This window comes from Streptomyces sp. B5E4, assembly GCF_039871555.1.
Taxonomy (GTDB): Bacteria; Actinomycetota; Actinomycetes; order Streptomycetales; family Streptomycetaceae; genus Streptomyces.
In genome coordinates, this window is the sequence record NZ_JBDPMI010000039.1 from 53,644 (window position 1) to 70,049 (window position 16,406).

Genomic DNA, 16,406 nt, shown 5'->3' on the forward strand with positions numbered 1-16,406 from the left:
CACCCTACCCCACCGGCGGGGGTGCGGGATCAGGCCGTCGCGAACGAGTAGAAGCGCTTGAGCGTGCAGTGCTCGTCCAGCAGCCGGCCGTAGATCGGCTCGCCCTCCAGCTCGCGGTAGGTCTCGATGGGATCGCCCTTTATGATCAGCGCTCGCGCGCACTCCTCGCACCAGTACTGGTAGTCGGGGTTGAGCGGCTCCATGTCGCGCACGATGGGGGTGCCGTTTCCGCACCAGTCGCACTTCCTGCTGTGTGCTCCCATCACTCAGCTCCAGCTATGGCCGCAGGCCGTGCACACATAGGACACTCCGCCGTTGTCACCGAGCACCTGCGCGACGTGCGAGGAACCGCAGGCTGGACAGTGCAGGGCGGAGACGCGGACCGCTCCGGGCCGGCGGGTGTCGGCCGCCGGCTGCCTCCTGGTGGCGCACGAAGGCATCTCGCAGCCCCTCCCTTCGGCTTCCGCCCTGTGAGGATGCTGTGATTCTGCCACGCGCGGCCGAGGTGGTCAGCGCCGATACCGGTACCGAACCCCCGCAAGCAGCCCGAGCACCCCCACAGCGGCCAGCGCGAGCAACGCCTCCGCTACCGCGTCCGCGGAACTCTGCGCCGTCAGCGCGCCCACGCGCTCCAGATACAGGGTGCCGATCGTCGCCACGCCGATGAGTCCGCCGAGCTGTGCCGTGGTCGTCATCAGGCCGCTGGCGTGCGGCGCGTCCTCGGTGCGTACGAGCGCGAGCGCGGCGGTCAGGTTGGGGCTGAAGGCCAGCGCCAGACCGAGGCCGACGCCGGTCAGCCCGGCGTAGAAGCCGGGACCGCCCTCGCCGCCGTCGCGCATCGCCAGCGCCACCGCCAGGAACGACACCGTGAGCGTCACGAAGCCCGCCGGCACCAGCGCCGGGCGCAGCCGTTCCGGCAGTCGCTGCCAGGTCAGCCCGGCCGCCCCGAAGGCAACGGCGGTCGGCACGAAGGTCAGCCCCGCGCGCAGCGGGCCGAAGCCGAGCCCGGCCTGCAGATGCAGCGCCATGACGAACATGAACGCGCCGTTGAGCACCATCGCAAGCCCGGAGCGCACCACGGCCACGGGCATCCCCGGCGCACGCACCACGCGCGGAGGGAACAGCGGCACGCCCCCGCGCCGGGCCAGGCTCGACTCGTACGCCGCGAAGGCCACCGCCGCCGCGACGCTGCCGCCCAGCATGACCCAGCCCCAGACGGGCCAGTCCAGCTCCTGCCCGAGCACCAGCGGCACGGTGAACAGGGTCACCGCGGCGGCCAGCAGCACCAGGCCGCCTCGGTCGAGGACCCCGCCGTACGGGGCGCCGCCCGCGGGCCGCGGCTCGTCGCGCGGCAGCAGCCGGGCGCCGAGCACCAGCAGCGGCACGCCCACCACCACGTTCACCAGGAACACCGGGCGCCAGCTCCAGCCGAAGAGGTCGGCGCTGACCAGCAGGCCGCCGGCGATCTGCCCGGCGGCCGCGCCGGTCGCCAGGACGGCCGCGTAGACGCCGAGGGCCCGGACCCGCTCGGTGCCGGTGAAGTTGCGCTGGATGAGGCTGAGCACCTGCGGGATCATCGCCGCCGCGCCCGCGCCCTGCACCAGCCGGAACGCGATGAGCTGGCCGGAGGTGGCGGCCAGCCCGCAGGCGAGGGAGGCGGCCGTGAAGAGCACCAGCCCGCCGAGGTACATGCGGCGGTGGCCGAGCATGGCGCCCAGCCGGGCGCCGGTGATCAGCAGCACCGAGTACGAGATGACGTACCCGGCGATGATCAGTTGCAGCTCGGCGCCGGAGGTGCCCAGATCGGTGCGCATGGTGGGGGCGGCGACGTTGACGATGAAGACGTCGAGCAGCGCCATGAACTGCCCGGCGAGGACGATGCCGAGAAGCCAGCCGGTACGTGTGCCGGGAGCGTTGTCGGTGCCGGGCGCTTTACTGGAGGCAGCAGGGGTGCCGGACGCGGCGCTGCCGGCGGGGGACGTCGTGGTGGTGTCACGCATACCGAGAGCATCTCCCCGGCGCCGTACTGGTAATGAGAGCCTGCTGATGCTGGTACTGACAGCACCTGGCACGGCGGGCGGAATGCCCTGACCCTGGGGGTATGAGCATGACGACGACGGCGACCGGACGCCGCAGGCCGGAACTGGCGGCCTTCCTGCGCAGCCGCCGGGCGCGCATCACCCCGTCCGACGTCGGCATGCCGCCGGGACCGCGGCGCCGCACCCCGGGGCTGCGCCGCGAGGAGGTCGCGCAGCTCTCCGGCGTCGGCGTCACCTGGTACACGTGGCTGGAGCAGGGCCGGCGCATCAACGCCAGCCCCCAGGTGCTCGACGCGGTGGCGCGCACCCTGCGTCTGGACGCGATGGAGCGCGAGCACCTGTACCACCTGGCCGAGGTGCCGTACGCGCCCGCGCCGGCCGCCGCCGCCCAGTCCGTCGGCCCGGAGGTGCGGGGGATCCTGGCCGCCATGGACCTGCCCGCGGCGGTCTACAACTCCCGCTATGACGTGCTCGCCGCCAACGAGCTGTACGAGCGGATGTTCCCCGCCGTCCGCGCCGCCGAGCCGGACGGCCGGAACGTGCTGTGGCAGCTCTTCTCCGCCCGCGCCTGCTGCTGCGCGATGGTCAACCGGGACGAGGAGCTGCCGATCCTGGTGGCCACGTTCCGCGGAGCCTACGGGCGGCACGTCGGCGAGCCGTCCTGGGAGCGGCTGATCCGCAGCCTGTCCGAGACGAGCGAGGACTTCGCGGAGATGTGGCGCAGCGGGGACGTGGCGCCGCCTGGCTCGCGCGTCAAGGTCGTCCAGCACGCCTCGGTCGGCGAGCTGCGCTGCGTGTCGACGTCGCTGTCGATCACGGGCATGCCGGAGACCCGGATCGTGGTCTACTCCCCCGCGGACGACGCGAGCCGCGCCCTGCTCGGCTGCCTGCGGACGCTGGCGGACCCGCTGATCGGCTGCCCGGCCCACGCCCGCCCCCTGTCGGAGGAACGCGCCCGCCAGGCGGCCGGCCGTCCGGAGGCGGGGTGAAACTGGCGCGGGGCTGCCGGAGTGAGCGGGGTGCGGGTGGCGAAGCCCCCGCCAGGCGCGGACGGAGTCCGCGCAGAAACGACAAAGGCGACATGGTCCGCGCTCTCCGCGGGCACACGTCGCCGATCGGTTTTGTGGAGCTAAGGAGAATCGAACTCCTGACCTCTTGCATGCCATGCAAGCGCTCTACCAACTGAGCTATAGCCCCTTGCAGCCGCCCTCCGGACCGGCGGGGCGAACGAGACAGAGCTTAGCCGGAAGGGGCCCGGAAACAAAAATCGGTTTCCGGGACGCCGCCCCGGCACTTACGTGTCGTCGCCCAGCACCGGCTCCGGCAGACTGCCCGCGTTGTGCTCCAGCAGCCGCCAGCCGCGCACCGACTCCCCGAGCACCGACCAGCTGCAGTTCGACAGCCCGCCCAGCGCCTCCCAGTTCCGCGGCTCGATGCCCAGCAGCCGCCCGATCGTCGTGCGGATCGTGCCGCCGTGGCTGACCACCACCAGCGTGCCGGCTTCCGACAGCTTGTCGGCGTGCGCCAGCACCACCGGCGCCGCCCGGTCCGCGACCTCGGTCTCCAGCTCCCCGCCGCCGCGCCGCACCGGCTCGCCGCGCTTCCACGCCGCGTACTGCTCGCCGTGCTGCGCGATGATCTCGTCGTGCGTGAGCCCCTGCCAGACGCCCGCGTACGTCTCCCGCAGCGCGCTGTCGTACGTCACCTCAAGGCGCGTCAGCGACGCCAGCTCCGCGGCCGTGGCGCGCGTGCGCAGCAGGTCGGAGCAGATCATCGCGTCCGGCCGCAGCGCCGCCAGCAGCCGGGCGGCGCGCCGCGCCTGCAGCACGCCCGCCTCGGTCAGCTCGATGTCGGTCTGCCCCTGGAAGCGCCGCTCCAGGTTCCAGGCCGTCTGCCCGTGCCGCCACAGGACGATCCGGCGGTCACGCATCCCGCCGGGCCCCGTCGCCGTGCGCCTCCGCGTACTCCGCGGCGCGGCCGCGGGTGGCCACCGCGTCCGGCGGCAGGCCGAGCTCCGGGCAGTCCTTCCACAGCCGCTCCAGCGCGTAGAACACCCGCTCCTCGGAGTGCTGCACGTGGACCACGATGTCCGAGTAGTCCAGCAGGACCCAGCGGCCGTCCCGCTCGCCCTCGCGCCGCACCGGCTTGGCGCCGCGCTCCTTCAGCAGCGCCTCCTCGACGCCATCCACGATCGCCTTGACCTGGCGGTCGTTGGGCGCCGAGGCGAGCAGGAAGGCGTCGGTGATGGCGAGGACGTCGCTGACGTCGTACGCGACGATGTCGTGCGCGAGCTTGTCGGCGGCGGCCTGCGCCGCGGTGCTGACGAGGTCGATGGAGCGGTCCGTTGCGGTCACGGGCGGGGCTGTCCACTTCTGTCGGGAACTCGGGGTATCGCTGCGGATACGTATTCCAGGATCTCACGCCCGTACGACAGCCCCGCGGCTCCCGGCACCGTCACCCTTCGTAGTCCTGCCCGAGGACGACCACCACGTCGGCGTTCGCCGGCGTCCTGCCCTTGGTCACCGTCTGCTCCGGCAGCCCCAGCGTCTTGGCGACCTGCACGGCCTGCTCCTTCGCCGCCGCGTCCGCGTAGCGCACCTCGGAGGACGCCGCGGGCTCCGCCGCCCGGCCGCCGTCGACGAACGTGAAGCCGCCGTTGACCAGCGCGACCTTCGCCGTCTCCGCCGGCTTGGCGCTGCCCGTGCCGTTCTGCATGCTGACCCGCGGGGCGGCGGTCCCGTCGGGGTTCTTGACCGTGCCGCCGAGGACCTCCTCGACGACCTTCCGCGTGGCCTGCTCGCTCGGCCGCCCGTCGCCGCCGACATCCAGCGCCTCGGTCGCGTACGCGCCCTCCTTGGCCAGCTCCGACAGCGACGCCAGGGACGCGGCCAGCTCGGCCTCGGACAGGGACGGGTCCAGGACCATGCCCATGGACTTCACCAGGCTCTTCGCGCCCGCCGTGTCGCTCGGCAGGTTCCTCAGCACGGACTGCATGACCTGCCCGAAGCGCTGCAACTGCGCCGTCTGCGGCTCGCCGTCCGCCAGGTGGGTGGCGTAGGCGATGGCCTGCTTGCCGTTGAGCCTGCGCTTCTGGCCCTTCTCGACCAGCGGGTCGTCGCCCTTCTTCGCGCCGGGCACGGTCGCGTCGGCGTCAAGGGTGATGCCGCCGACGCCCTCCACGAGGATCTCCAGATACGGGGTGTCCAGCCGCCAGCTTCCCTTGATCTGCGAGCCGAGCAGCGCGTCGATCGCGTCCCGGGTGGCGCCCGCGCCCTGCTCGTCGACGGACTGGCCGAGGGTGGTCGCGGTGCCGTCGTCGCCGGAGACGGCGAGGTCGTTGGGCAGCAGCACGGTGGTGCCCTTGCCGGTGGTGGCGTTGTTCACGAGCAGCGCGGTGGCGCTGGCGCCGCCGTCGGTGTCGTGCAGGTGCACCACGAGGGTGTCGCGCTTCTCCTCACCCGCCGCCGCGGGCGCCGAGTCGCCGCCGACGAAGGGCAGGCGGTCGGTGGCCCACAGATAGCCGCTGCCGCCGAGCACGGCGAGGACCATGACGACCAGCAGCGCCACGCGGCGGTTGCGGCCGCGGCGCTTGGCCTCCTCGCGCCGCTCGGTGCGGCTCTCGGTGAACTTCAGCCAGTCGATGACGTCTTCGGAGGACTCGGTCTCGTCCTCGACGAAGGAGAACTGCTCGGTGGCGTACTCGCGCGGCTCGTGCCGCGGCCCGCCCCGGCCAGGAGGCTCCTCCCCCGGCGGGCGCTGCTGCGGGATGCGCCCCCACTCGCCGTCGGGCGGTACGGGCGTCACGGGCTGTTCGCCGGAGCGCGCGGCGGGGCCGTACGGGTCGTAGTCGTAGTCGTACCCGACGGCCGGCGGCGGGGCCTGCGGGGCGTAGTGCTGCCGCTGCGCCCGGGGGTGGGGGGCCTGGGGCGGATAGGGGGCGTTCTGCTGGGGCGGGGGCGGCTGCTGGGCGTACGGGTCGTAGTCGTACCCGTAGCCGGTCGCGGGGTCACGGTAGCCCTGGGCGCCGGGATCCTCGGGGGCGCCCTGCCGGTCGTAGTCGTAGCCCGGCTGTCCGTACGCGTCATAGCCGCGGGCGTAGGGGTCCTGGTACGGGTCGTGGCCCTGCGGGCCGCGGTATCCGTCGTTCACTGGTGCCCCTTCCATAATGGGCAATCCCCGCCCATGGTCCCCCCGTGCTTACCCTTCGCTCCCCGTGCGGCCCCCGCCGCTCCGTAGATCCTGCGCGTCAATCCTTGTCGCGGTAAAGCCTTCGCTTGTTGATGTAGCGCACAACGCCGTCTGGCACCAAATACCAGACGGGTTCGTCCCGAGCCACCCGTTCCCGGCAATCCGTGGACGAGATGGCGAGCGCGGGAACCTCGACCAACGACACCCTGCCCTCGGGCAGCCCGGGGTCGTGCAACCGGTGACCCGGCCTGGTCACCCCGATGAAGTGGGCCAGCGAGAACAGCTCCTCCGCACCCCGCCAGGTGAAGATCTGGGAGAGCGCGTCCGCGCCGGTGATGAAGAACAGCTCCGCCTCCGGTTCGAGCCCGTGCAGCTCCCGGAGGGTGTCGATCGTGTACGTCGGGCCGTCGCGGTCGATGTCGATGCGGCTGACCGAGAACTGCGGGTTCGACGCCGTGGCGATCACGGTCATCAGGTAGCGGTCCTCGCGCGGCGAGACCGCCTTGTCGCTCTTCTGCCACGGCTCGCCCGTGGGCACGAAGATCACCTCGTCGAGGTGGAAGCGGGCGGCGACCTCGCTCGCCGCCACCAGGTGACCGTGGTGGATGGGGTCGAACGTCCCGCCCATCACGCCCAGTCTGCGCCTCACCGCCGTCAGCGGTCCCGGTTGAAGCGGGTGGTGATGAAGAGCAGGAGGAGCAGGATGAACAGCGTGCTCCCGCCCACGAAGTAGGGGTTCAGGCTGGAGCCGCTGCCTTCGTGCTCGCCGCCGCCACCGCTCTCGGATGCGGAGGCGAGGGTCACGGCGAGGTCGTGGGCGGCGGTCAGAGCGCTCATGGTCACGGTGGCCAATCCGGTGTCGTCGGGTGGGCGTGCCTCGACATCGTAAGCGGGTCCGCGGCCCGCCCCCACGTCGGCTCCGCCATCGGGGGCGCCGGGCGGGATCGCCGCCGTGGCGGCCGCCCAGGTCACCGTCCGGTACGGATGCCGTGACGAACCTGCTACGGAACTCCCGGCCGCGCCGGCCCGTTGTCGCACTAGCCTTGGGGGTCAGACGTACGGGGAGGGGACGGACAGACATGCCTGAACTCAACAAGAACGTGCCGAGCCGAGAACGCAGGAGGTTCCCCGGCATCTCCTCGCGGGCCTACGAGCACCCGGCCGACCGCTCCGCGCTCGTCTCGCTGCGCAAGCTCACCGGCTTCGACAAGGTCTTCAAGGCGATCAGCGGCATGCTGCCGGAGCGCTCGCTGCGGCTGCTGTTCCTCTCCGACTCGGTGCGGGTCGGCGACCAGCAGTTCCAGCACCTGCACGACATGCTGCGCGACGCCTGTTACATCCTGGACCTCGACAAGGTCCCGCAGATGTACGTCAAGCAGGACCCCCAGCCCAACGCGATGTGCATCGGCATGGACGAGCCGATCATCGTCGTCACCACCGGCCTCGTCGAGCTGCTCGACGAGGAGGAGATGCGGGCCGTCGTCGGGCACGAGGTGGGCCACGCGCTGTCCGGCCACTCGGTGTACCGCACGATCATGCTCTTCCTCACCAACCTCGCCCTCGCGCTCGCCTGGATCCCGCTGGGCGCCCTGGCGATCCGGGCCATCATCGCCGCGCTGCTGGAGTGGTTCCGCAAGTCGGAGCTGTCGGCGGACCGCGCCGGGCTGCTCGTCGGGCAGGACCTGGAGGCGTCGATGCGCGGGCTGATGAAGCTCGCCGGCGGCAACCACCTGCACCAGATGAACGTGGACGCGTTCCTCCAGCAGGCCGAGGAGTACGACAAGGGGGGCGACGTCCGCGACTCCGTCCTGAAGATCCTCAACGTGCTGCCGCGCAGCCACCCGTTCACCACCATCCGCGCCGCCGAGCTGAAGAAGTGGTCGGAGAGCCGCGACTACCAGCGGATCATGGACGGCCACTACCCGCGGCGCGACGAGGACAAGGACACCTCCGCGCGCGAGTCCTTCCGCGAGTCGGCCAGCAGCTACGCGGACACCGTGAAGAACAGCAAGGACCCGCTGCTGCGGCTCGTCAACGACATCGCGGGCGGCACGGCCGACATAGGCGGCAAGCTGCGGGACCGTTTCAACAGCCGCGGTTCCGGCGGCTCCGCCCCGTCGGACGGCTCCGGCCCCGCGGACGCCTCGCCCAACTGAGCACCGTCCCCCTCCGCTCAGCGAGCGCCCACCGTACGCAAGCCGCCGCCCCCTCGTCCCGGGGGCGGCGGCGTCGTTCGCGGGGTGCTTCCGGTCGTGCGGGGCGCGCCTCCGGTCCGTACCCCCGCGGGCTTACGACGCCTTCGTCGCCTGCCCCGTGTCCAGCACCCCGCACAGCGAGCCGCTCAACTGCCCCGGCGTCGCGAACGGGTTGGTCCCGTGCGGCGTCTTCCGCGGGTCCCGCTCACCGGCCAGCAGCGGCCGCAGATACGCCGCGGCGTCCGCGGTGCACGCCAGCGGTCCCGCGGTCAGCGCGGTCTCGGCCAGCTCCAGTTGCCGGTCGCGCAGGTCGTCGTGGTCGAAGCGGATGCGCACCTGGCGGCGCACGGTGAACAGCGAGGCGTCCGCCCTCCCGGACGCCTCGGCGGACGCCTTCGCGGGGCGCAGCACGTAGACGAAGACGTGGTCCGCGCTGACCTCCAGCTCCTGGTCGCTGACCTCCGCGAACGTCACCGCGCCGTCGACCCGCACGCTCCGGTCGGCAAGCTGCACGTGCTCGGGGTCGAAGCGGACCATCCAGCCGGTCGCGGCGTGCCTGCCGTCGTCGGCGGGGCGGGCGAGGCTCTGGTCGAACTGGCCGTGCTGCTGCGGGTCGAGCTGGACGCGTACGTCGCGGACGTTGCCGCCGGTGAGGGTGTGGACGTCGACCGCGGAGGTGACGAGGTAGTCCTTGCTGGCGGTGAGGGCCTGGACGACCTGCTCCTCGGTGAAGTGCCGGGTCGCGTCCGGGTCCGGCAGCTCGATGCCGTCGGCGCCGGCGCCGAAGCCGGCGGCGGGGCTGCCGGCGATCAGCTCGGCGGGCTCGCCGCCGGGCACCCGGCCGTCGGGCGTCAGCGGGACGACGGTGCTGCGCAGCGGCGCCGCGGCGGGGATGCCGGGCTGCCGGTAGGGGTGGCGTACGCCCATGTAGATGGCGGTGCCGAAGGCGAGCGCGATGAGCAGGACGAGCACCAGGGCCTGCCGGGAGGCGCCGGGCCGCTGGGGGTGGCGGCTGCGGACGGCGGGGGTGTGGTCGCCGACGCGCTCGCGGGCGGAGTACTCCTCCAGGCGGGCAGCCTTGACGAACGCCTCATCGAAGACGATGGAGCGGTATTCGTCGTCTCCGCCTCCGGGGGCGCGCTCGGGTGTCCCGTCGGGCGGGCCTTCGTGCCCGGCCATATACAGAAGAGTAGGTCCGCGGCGCCCCCCGTAAACCGGCGCGTCAACGCCAACTTGCCGCTGCGCCGGTGGGGGTACCGCCCACGGCCGCAGGACGTAGGGGGAGGGTGAGGATCAATCGGGCGGAAGCGGTTGCGGCAGATCGCCGGCGGCGGTCCCGCGGGGTCCGGCGCGCCGCCGGCGAGGTGTCAGCGCGGTGCCAGCGACGGTTCGAGGGCGTCCGCGCCGGTCGTGGCCGAGGGGCTGGAGCCGCCGGGGGGCGGGGCGTCGTCGCGGCCGTCGGGGCCGGAACGGTACACGGCGGCGAAGGACAGCGCGACTATGCCGACGCCGAGGAGGAGGGCGAGCAGCAGGGCGACGGGGCGCTGCCAGTGCCCGCGGCCGCGGTACGGGCGCAGGACGCCGCCGTAGGGGCCGTACGGGTCGGGGGCGTCGGGGTCGTCCCAGCCGTCGTACATCCGGTCGTCCTGCGTGGCGTCGTCGAGGACGGCCTCGGCCTGGGCCCGCGCCTCCGCGGCGCCGACCAGGCGCTCCACGGCGCTGGGCTCGTGGAAGTGGGCAGAGCGGACGAAGTCCTCGTCGAGGACCACGGCGGCGAACTCTTCGTCCGCGCCTCCGTGGTGGTGGCTGTCGGGCTCGTCACCGTCGGCGTACGGTGGCCTGCCCCCCACATCGTCCGGCACCCGACCAGCGTAAACCGGGACAGTCGGGATGCGCCAGGCAGCGCGGGGATCCGGACGCAGGGTCCCGGCCACCCCGGGGCACCCGCACGGGGGCGCGCGGGGCCTGAGAAGGCGTCTGTGGGGCCTCCTCGCGGCCCCGGCACCGCCGCTCGGCCCCCGGGAGCGCCGCTGGGCCGTTCGGCGGCCCGGCGCCGGGCTACTGGCCCTTGAGCTGGCCGTCGCCCGTCACGACGTACTTCGTCGAGGTCAGCTCCGGCAGCCCCATCGGCCCGCGGGCGTGCAGCTTCTGGGTGGAGATGCCGATCTCCGCGCCGAAGCCGAACTCCGCGCCGTCGGTGAACCGGGTGGAGGCGTTCACCATGACCGCCGCGGAATCCACCAGGGCGGTGAAGCGGCGGGCCGCGCCGGTGTCCCGGGTGACGACGGCCTCGGTGTGCCCGGAGGACCAGCGGCGGATGTGCGCCACCGCGTCGTCCAGGGAGCGCACCACGGCCGCGGCGATGTCGTACGACAGGTACTCCGTGGCCCAGTCCTCGTCGTCGGCGAGCGGCACCTCCACGCCGGCCGCGGCGCCCGCCTTCACCCAGGCGTCGTCGCCGTGCACGGTGACGCCCGCGGCCTGGAGGGCGTGCAGGGCGCGGGGCAGGAAGGCGTCGGCCACGGCCTGGTGGACGAGGACGGTCTCGGCGGCGTTGCACACGCTGGGGCGCTGCGCCTTGGAGTTGACGAGGATCTTCTCGGCGAGGTCGAGGTCGGCGTGCTCGTCCACGTACACGTGGCAGTTGCCCGTGCCGGTCTCGATCACCGGGACCGTGGACTCCTCGACGACGGTGCGGATGAGACCGGCACCGCCGCGCGGGATCAGCACGTCGACCAGGCCGCGGGCGCGCATCAGCTCGTGCACGGACTCCCGGCCCTGCCCGGGCACCAACTGCACCGCGTCCGGCGGCAGCCCGGCGGCGGCCACCGCGTCGCGCAGCACGGCGACGAGGGCGGCGTTGGAGGCGTACGCGGAGGAGGAGCCGCGCAGCAGCACCGCGTTGCCCGACTTCAGGCACAGCGCGGCGGCGTCCACGGTGACGTTGGGCCGGCCCTCGTAGATGATGCCGACGACGCCCAGCGGCACCCGCACCTGGCGCAGCTCCAGGCCGTTCGGCAGCGTGGAGCCGCGGATCACCTCGCCGACGGGGTCCGGCAGCTTGGCGACGTCCCGGACGTCGGAGGCGACGCCCGCGACGCGCTCCTCGGTCAGCGTCAGCCGGTCCACGATCGCGTCGGAGACCCCGTCGGCCCGCGCCCGGGCGACGTCCTCGGCGTTGGCCGCGACGACCTCCGCGGCGCGCGCCTCCAGCGCGTCGGCGACGGCCAGCAGGGCGGCGTCCTTGGCCGCGCGGGGCAGCGGGGCGATCATCGCCGCCGCGGTACGCGCCCGCTGGGCGGCCTGGCGGACCGGGGACTGGGTTTCGCTGCTCATGCCGAGCAGGGTAGTCGGCGGTGCCGACATCCTGGACGGGCCGTATCACTCCGCGAGACGCGGGCACCGGCGGATGCGTGCTCCCGCGCTTCACCTCGTGCGCGTGCGCCGGCAGCCGCCCCGGGGCGCGGACGCCGCCGCGCACTCCGGGTCGTACGCCCCCGTACCGCCCCGTGCCGCCCCGGATCGCCCGCCCGGCTCAGAACGGATGCACCCCCACCGGCACCGCCCGAGCCGGCCCGTACCCGTCGGCGATGCGCTGGTGGTACGTCTCCCGCGCGATCACCTCCAGGCCGACGATCTCCCACGGCGGCAACTGCGCCGACGCCCGGTGCTCCCCCCACAGCCGCAGCGCCACGGCCGCCGCGTCGTGCAGGTCGCGGGCCTCTTCCCAGTAGCGGATCTCGGCGTGGTCGTTGGCATAGCGGCTGGTCAGCAGGAAGGGATGGTCGTGCGCCAGCCGCTCCAGACCGCGTCTGATCTCCTTGAGCGGGGCCTCGGGTCCTGCGACGCTCAGCGTGACGTGCCACAGCCGGTGGGCACCGTCCGCGGCGGGTCCGTCGGCGTCCGCCGCGGTCGCCGGCTCCTCCGCGCTGCCCGTATGGCCACCTCCGGTCCCCTTGACGCTGGTCAGCGTCCGCTGTGCCGTTCCCCGGGGCAGCGCCCCTGGACGCCCTTGTGTCACGGGCGGCCTCCTGAATACGAGTCTGCAACGGGCTGCGCGCCGCGGCAGCCCCATACAACAAAGTTGACCAGCCGACGCGCCCGCCCGTGGTGCTTTTGCCCAAGGTCCCCGCCGCGACACCGGTTTTTTCGCGCCCCGCGCGCCGGTCTCACGCGGGGTGCGGCACGTGTCTCACGGCACGTTCCACGCGCCGCCGCTCAACCGCCGGTCGCCGCCCGCCGCTTGCGGCACCTCGGTTGCCGGGGGTTGCCGGGGGTTGCCGGGGGCTGTCGCGGGTTTCACCTGTCGAGCACCACGAGGTCGTCCCGGTGCACGACCTCGCGCTCGTACGCAGGACCCAGCTCCTTGGCCAGCTCCCGGGTGGAGCGCCCGAGCAGCCGCGGCAGTTCCTCGGCGTCGAAGGCGACCAGCCCGCGGGCGACCGCTCGGCCCGCGGTGTCCCGCAGCTCCACCGGGTCGCCCGCGGTGAACCTGCCCTCCACGCCCTTGATCCCCGCCGGCAGCAGCGACGTGCGCCGCTCGGTGACGGCCCGTACCGCGCCGTCGTCCAGCACCAGCGCCCCCAGCGGGGTGGAGGCGTGCGCGAGCCACAGCAGCCGGCCGCGGGCGCGCCGGCCGGTGGGGTGGAAGTACGTGCCGGTGGGCTGCCCCGCCAGTGCCGCGTCCGCGTGCACGGCGGAGGTCAGCACGACGGGCACGCCCTCGCCGGTGGCGATCCTGGCGGCCTCCACCTTCGTCACCATGCCGCCCGTGCCCACCCCGGCCCGCCCGGCGGGCCCCAGCCGGACGCCGGCCAGCTCGCCGCGGTGGCGCACCTCGGCGATGCGGGAGGCGCCGGGCGCGCTCGGCGGACCGTCGTAGAGGCCGTCGACGTCGGAGAGGAGCACCAGCAGGTCGGCGCGGGCCAGATGGGCGACGAGGGCCGCGAGGCGGTCGTTGTCGCCGAAGCGGATCTCCTCGGTGGCCACGGTGTCGTTCTCGTTGACGACGGGCACGGCACCCATGGCGAGCAGTTGCTCCAGGGTGCGCTGCGCGTTGCGGTAGTGGGTGCGCCGGCTCATGTCGTCGGTGGTCAGCAGCACCTGCCCGACGCGCCTGGCGTAACGGGCGTACGAGGCGGTGTAGCGGGCCATCAGCAGCCCCTGCCCGACGCTGGCCGCCGCCTGCTGCCTGGCCAGGTCGCGGGGGCGCTTGCCGAGTCCGAGCGGCGCCAGCCCGGCGGCGATGGCCCCCGAGCTGACCAGCACGATCTCCCGGTCGCGATGCTTGGCGAGCGCGTCCACCAGCGCGTCGACCCGGTCCGCGTCCAGCCCGCCGGCCGCGGTGGTCAGCGAGGACGACCCCACCTTCACGACGATCCTGCGGGCCGCCGCCGCGGCTTCCCGACTCGCCCCTGCCACCTGCACCCCTGCGCTTTCCCGGCCCGCGTCCCATACGTACGGAACTGCGAATCTACGCCACCGCCCGGCCACCCGGCGGCGCCGTCCCACGGTACGGACACCCGCCCGGACACCCGGCGCCGCGGCGGCCCCGCATTCCTGTGCTGATCACAAAAACGAAAAGACCACCCACACCCGCTACGTGCATTTGCGCCCGATTGGCGGCCCATGCCGGGTGGAGAATTGTCTCCTGGCCCGTGACCGTCATACGGTCTGGGGTCAACTCCCTACCACCCCCGGAACCACGCGGTCCCGGGACTGTCCTCACGACCTCCCTGCCAGGAGTCAGCACCCGTGCCTTTCGCCGGTATCGCCCCCCGCCGCGCCGTGCAGCTCATGGCGCTGACAACGCTGCTAGCAGCGTATTGCGCGCAGCTCGTCGGCGCGCTCAAGCCCCACGTGCCCCTGCTCGTCGTCGCGGCCGCGGGCGGCCTCGCCCTCGACCTCTATCTGCAGCACCGGCAGCCCGGGCTGCTCTCCCTGCTCAGCAGGGTCCGCTTCGACGTCATGGTCCGCCAGTTGCTGCGCGACATGCTCATCCTCTTCGGCCTGCTGCAGATCGACGGCATCGAGCCGCTGCGGGAGCAGTCCGCGCTGACGGTCATGCTGCTGTCGTCGTACCTGGTGCACTTCCTCATCCAGGGCGTCACGATCATGGTGCGCCGGGACCGCACCGTGCCGGTCGTCACCCGCAACATCGACGTCTCCGCGCTGGGCCTCGCGCCCGCGCCGCCGCGGATCCTCGCCCGCCGCTCCAGCCACCGCCTGCTGTACCTCTCCGTGCCGGTCACGGTCGGGCTGCTGACCACCGCCGCCACCGCGGACGCGGTGTGGGGCGTGCTGGGCCTCGGCATCTCGCTGTCGCTGAGCGTGGGCGGCGCCCTGTATCTGGCGACCTGGCTGCTGCCCGCCAAGCGCACGGCCGACGACGAGCGGGTACGCGAGTGGTTCGCCGGCTGGCTGCAGGAGTACCGGCCGACGGTCGGCCTCTACTTCTCCGGCGGCGCCACGTCCGCGTACCAGGCCAACATGTGGGTCTCCACGCTGGCCGCCCTCGACGGCAGGCCGCTGATCGTGCTCCGCGAGCGGTTCATGGTGCAGAAGATCACGGCCACCGACGTGCCGATCGTCTGCCTCCCCAAGGTCGCCGACCTGATGCTCCTGGAGCACTCGACGCTGAAGATGCTGCTGCACCCGGCGAACTCCGGGAAGACCTCCCAGGTGCTGCGCATCCCCACCATCAAGCACGCTTTCACCAACCATGGCGAGAGCGACAAGCTGTCGAGCTGCAATCCGTACGCCAAGGCGTACGACGAGGTGTGGGTGGCGGGACCCGCGGCCCGCGACCGCTACCAGCTCGCCGACATCGGCGTCGACGACCACGACGTGGTGGAGGTCGGCCGCCCGCAGCTCGCGCCGATCCGGCCGTACGCCGGCCCGCCGCCCGCCGGCGGCCCGACCACGGTGCTCTACGCCCCCACCTGGGAGGGCTGGGACGGCAACCCCGGCAACACCTCCGTCGTGCTGGCCGGCGAGAACATCGTGCGCGAACTGCTCGCCGACCCCGGCGTGCGGCTGCTCTACAAGCCGCACCCGCTGACCGGTTCCGTCGACGTTCGCGCGGGCGAGGCCAACAAGCGGATCCAGGCGATGATCGCCGAGGCGAACGCCGCCATGGCCACCGAGGCCGCCGGCGGCGGCCGGGGCGCCGAGCGGCCGGGGCCGGAGGCCGCCGCGGAGCTGGCCCGGGTGCAGGCGGTGCTGGACGAACTGGCCACCACGTCCTTCCGGACCGGCGCCGACGAGGTCGAGCGCATGCTCGTCCAGTCCTCCCCCGAGGCGGGCCGGGCCGAGGCCGTACAGGCCGCGACCGCCGCCTGGGAGGAGGCGTACTGGGCCTCGCTGCCCACCTGGGAGCACCAGGTCATCACCGACTCCCGCCCCGGCATCTACGCCTGCTTCAACGTCGCGGACGTGCTGGTCAGCGATGTCTCCAGCGTCATCTCCGACTACCTGACCAGCGAGAAGCCGTACGCGGTCGCCAACACCAGCGGCCTGACGGAGGCGGAGTTCAAGGCGGAGTTCCCGACCGTACGGGCCGGCACCGTCCTCGGCCCGAAGGCGAAGCAGATCCCCGCCCTGCTCCGGGCCGTCCGCGAGCCGGAGCACGACACCCTGGTGCGGGCCCGCGCCGAGCTGAAGGAGCACCTGCTCGGACCCTCGGAACCGCCGTCGCTGGTGCGCTTCAACGCCGCCGCGGTGGCGCTGTGTGCCAAGGCGGACGCGCGCGCGGCGCGCATGGACGCGCGAGGGGAGTCCGATATCCCTTCTCAGCGTCGGGACGCGGCCGAAGAGATGGAGCTGGAGCCGGAGGAGCCGGCGGGCGTCTAGGCCGCGTCCCGGAGACGGACCCGGTGAAGGACCCGGCGACGGACGAGAACGCCGACGCGATCGCGGAGGCGGGCTTGGACCCGGACGCCGACCCGGACCCGGTGGCATGAACGGCGGCGGCCCGCGGGAGCAT

The 16,406-nt window shown here is 73.2% G+C and carries 15 protein-coding genes and 1 tRNA gene; 3 read left to right on the forward strand and 13 right to left on the reverse strand.

Annotated elements, in window-relative coordinates:
• Positions 1-29: 29 nt before the first annotated feature.
• Both ABGA99_RS33010 and ABGA99_RS33015 read right to left on the reverse strand, forming a co-directional pair.
• Positions 30-263, reverse strand: a complete 234-nt coding sequence (locus ABGA99_RS33010) for a hypothetical protein (RefSeq protein ID WP_026276023.1) — start codon at positions 261-263, stop codon at positions 30-32.
• A gap of 246 nt (positions 264-509) precedes the next feature.
• Complete coding sequence (locus ABGA99_RS33015; protein WP_347577977.1) at positions 510-2,000, reverse strand: MFS transporter; 1,491 nt, start codon at positions 1,998-2,000, stop codon at positions 510-512.
• A 101-nt stretch (positions 2,001-2,101) separates the two neighbouring features.
• On the opposite strand from ABGA99_RS33015, the gene ABGA99_RS33020 reads away from it, so the two are divergent.
• Entirely contained in the window at positions 2,102-3,028 is a 927-nt protein-coding gene (locus tag ABGA99_RS33020; protein ID WP_347584083.1) for a helix-turn-helix transcriptional regulator, read from the forward strand.
• 135 nt (positions 3,029-3,163) lie between these two features.
• Here the strand turns inward: ABGA99_RS33020 and ABGA99_RS33025 are convergent.
• The 6 genes from ABGA99_RS33025 to ABGA99_RS33050 form a co-directional block, all read right to left on the reverse strand.
• Positions 3,164-3,236: transfer RNA gene (locus ABGA99_RS33025), tRNA-Ala, on the reverse strand.
• 97 nt (positions 3,237-3,333) lie between these two features.
• Positions 3,334-3,969: a histidine phosphatase family protein gene (locus ABGA99_RS33030; protein WP_347577979.1), complete on the reverse strand. Its 636-nt coding sequence runs from the start codon at positions 3,967-3,969 to the stop codon at positions 3,334-3,336.
• Complete coding sequence (rsfS, locus tag ABGA99_RS33035) at positions 3,962-4,393, reverse strand: ribosome silencing factor (RefSeq protein ID WP_347577980.1); 432 nt, start codon at positions 4,391-4,393, stop codon at positions 3,962-3,964. Before rsfS ends, ABGA99_RS33030 begins: the two co-directional genes overlap by 8 nt.
• A 100-nt stretch (positions 4,394-4,493) precedes the next feature.
• Complete coding sequence (locus tag ABGA99_RS33040; RefSeq protein WP_347584084.1) at positions 4,494-6,188, reverse strand: LytR C-terminal domain-containing protein; 1,695 nt, start codon at positions 6,186-6,188, stop codon at positions 4,494-4,496.
• A gap of 97 nt (positions 6,189-6,285) precedes the next feature.
• Entirely contained in the window at positions 6,286-6,855 is a 570-nt protein-coding gene (nadD, locus tag ABGA99_RS33045) for a nicotinate-nucleotide adenylyltransferase (RefSeq protein ID WP_347577982.1), read from the reverse strand.
• A gap of 26 nt (positions 6,856-6,881) precedes the next feature.
• Positions 6,882-7,064 (reverse strand): hypothetical protein, encoded by a 183-nt coding sequence (locus tag ABGA99_RS33050; RefSeq protein ID WP_347578001.1) that lies wholly within the window; start codon positions 7,062-7,064, stop codon positions 6,882-6,884.
• A 242-nt stretch (positions 7,065-7,306) separates the two neighbouring features.
• Here ABGA99_RS33050 and ABGA99_RS33055 point away from each other — a divergent pair, with 242 nt between their 5' ends.
• Entirely contained in the window at positions 7,307-8,383 is a 1,077-nt protein-coding gene (locus tag ABGA99_RS33055; protein ID WP_347577983.1) for a M48 family metallopeptidase, read from the forward strand.
• Between the two features lie 132 nt (positions 8,384-8,515).
• Here ABGA99_RS33055 and ABGA99_RS33060 read toward each other — a convergent pair whose 3' ends face one another.
• The 5 genes from ABGA99_RS33060 to proB form a co-directional block, all read right to left on the reverse strand.
• A complete protein-coding gene (locus ABGA99_RS33060; RefSeq protein ID WP_347577984.1) occupies positions 8,516-9,601 on the reverse strand; it encodes a hypothetical protein in 1,086 nt (361 codons plus the stop codon).
• Positions 9,602-9,789: 188 nt separating this feature from the next.
• Positions 9,790-10,272 (reverse strand): hypothetical protein, encoded by a 483-nt coding sequence (locus ABGA99_RS33065; RefSeq protein ID WP_347578002.1) that lies wholly within the window; start codon positions 10,270-10,272, stop codon positions 9,790-9,792.
• Between the two features lie 208 nt (positions 10,273-10,480).
• Positions 10,481-11,758, reverse strand: a complete 1,278-nt coding sequence (locus tag ABGA99_RS33070; protein WP_347577985.1) for a glutamate-5-semialdehyde dehydrogenase — start codon at positions 11,756-11,758, stop codon at positions 10,481-10,483.
• A gap of 199 nt (positions 11,759-11,957) precedes the next feature.
• On the reverse strand, positions 11,958-12,443 hold the full coding sequence (locus ABGA99_RS33075) for a hypothetical protein (RefSeq protein ID WP_347577986.1): 486 nt from the start codon (positions 12,441-12,443) through the stop codon (positions 11,958-11,960).
• Between the two features lie 278 nt (positions 12,444-12,721).
• Positions 12,722-13,843, reverse strand: a complete 1,122-nt coding sequence (gene proB, locus ABGA99_RS33080) for a glutamate 5-kinase (RefSeq protein ID WP_347577987.1) — start codon at positions 13,841-13,843, stop codon at positions 12,722-12,724.
• A 333-nt stretch (positions 13,844-14,176) separates the two neighbouring features.
• Between proB and ABGA99_RS33085 the strand changes: the two genes are divergently transcribed.
• A complete protein-coding gene (locus tag ABGA99_RS33085) occupies positions 14,177-16,273 on the forward strand; it encodes a hypothetical protein (protein ID WP_347577988.1) in 2,097 nt (698 codons plus the stop codon).
• The last annotated feature ends 133 nt before the right edge of the window (positions 16,274-16,406 follow it).

Bases quoted from the DNA above. Each gene is read 5' to 3' on its own strand.
- ABGA99_RS33010 (WP_026276023.1), bottom strand. From the start codon at position 263: ATGGGAGCACACAGCAGGAAGTGCGACTGGTGCGGAAACGGCACCCCC.
- ABGA99_RS33015 (WP_347577977.1), bottom strand. From the start codon at position 2,000: ATGCGTGACACCACCACGACGTCCCCCGCCGGCAGCGCCGCGTCCGGC.
- ABGA99_RS33020 (WP_347584083.1), top strand. From the start codon at position 2,102: ATGAGCATGACGACGACGGCGACCGGACGCCGCAGGCCGGAACTGGCG.
- ABGA99_RS33030 (WP_347577979.1), bottom strand. From the start codon at position 3,969: ATGCGTGACCGCCGGATCGTCCTGTGGCGGCACGGGCAGACGGCCTGG.
- nadD (WP_347577982.1), bottom strand. From the start codon at position 6,855: ATGGGCGGGACGTTCGACCCCATCCACCACGGTCACCTGGTGGCGGCG.
- ABGA99_RS33050 (WP_347578001.1), bottom strand. From the start codon at position 7,064: ATGAGCGCTCTGACCGCCGCCCACGACCTCGCCGTGACCCTCGCCTCC.
- ABGA99_RS33055 (WP_347577983.1), top strand. From the start codon at position 7,307: ATGCCTGAACTCAACAAGAACGTGCCGAGCCGAGAACGCAGGAGGTTC.
- ABGA99_RS33060 (WP_347577984.1), bottom strand. From the start codon at position 9,601: ATGGCCGGGCACGAAGGCCCGCCCGACGGGACACCCGAGCGCGCCCCC.
- ABGA99_RS33070 (WP_347577985.1), bottom strand. From the start codon at position 11,758: ATGAGCAGCGAAACCCAGTCCCCGGTCCGCCAGGCCGCCCAGCGGGCG.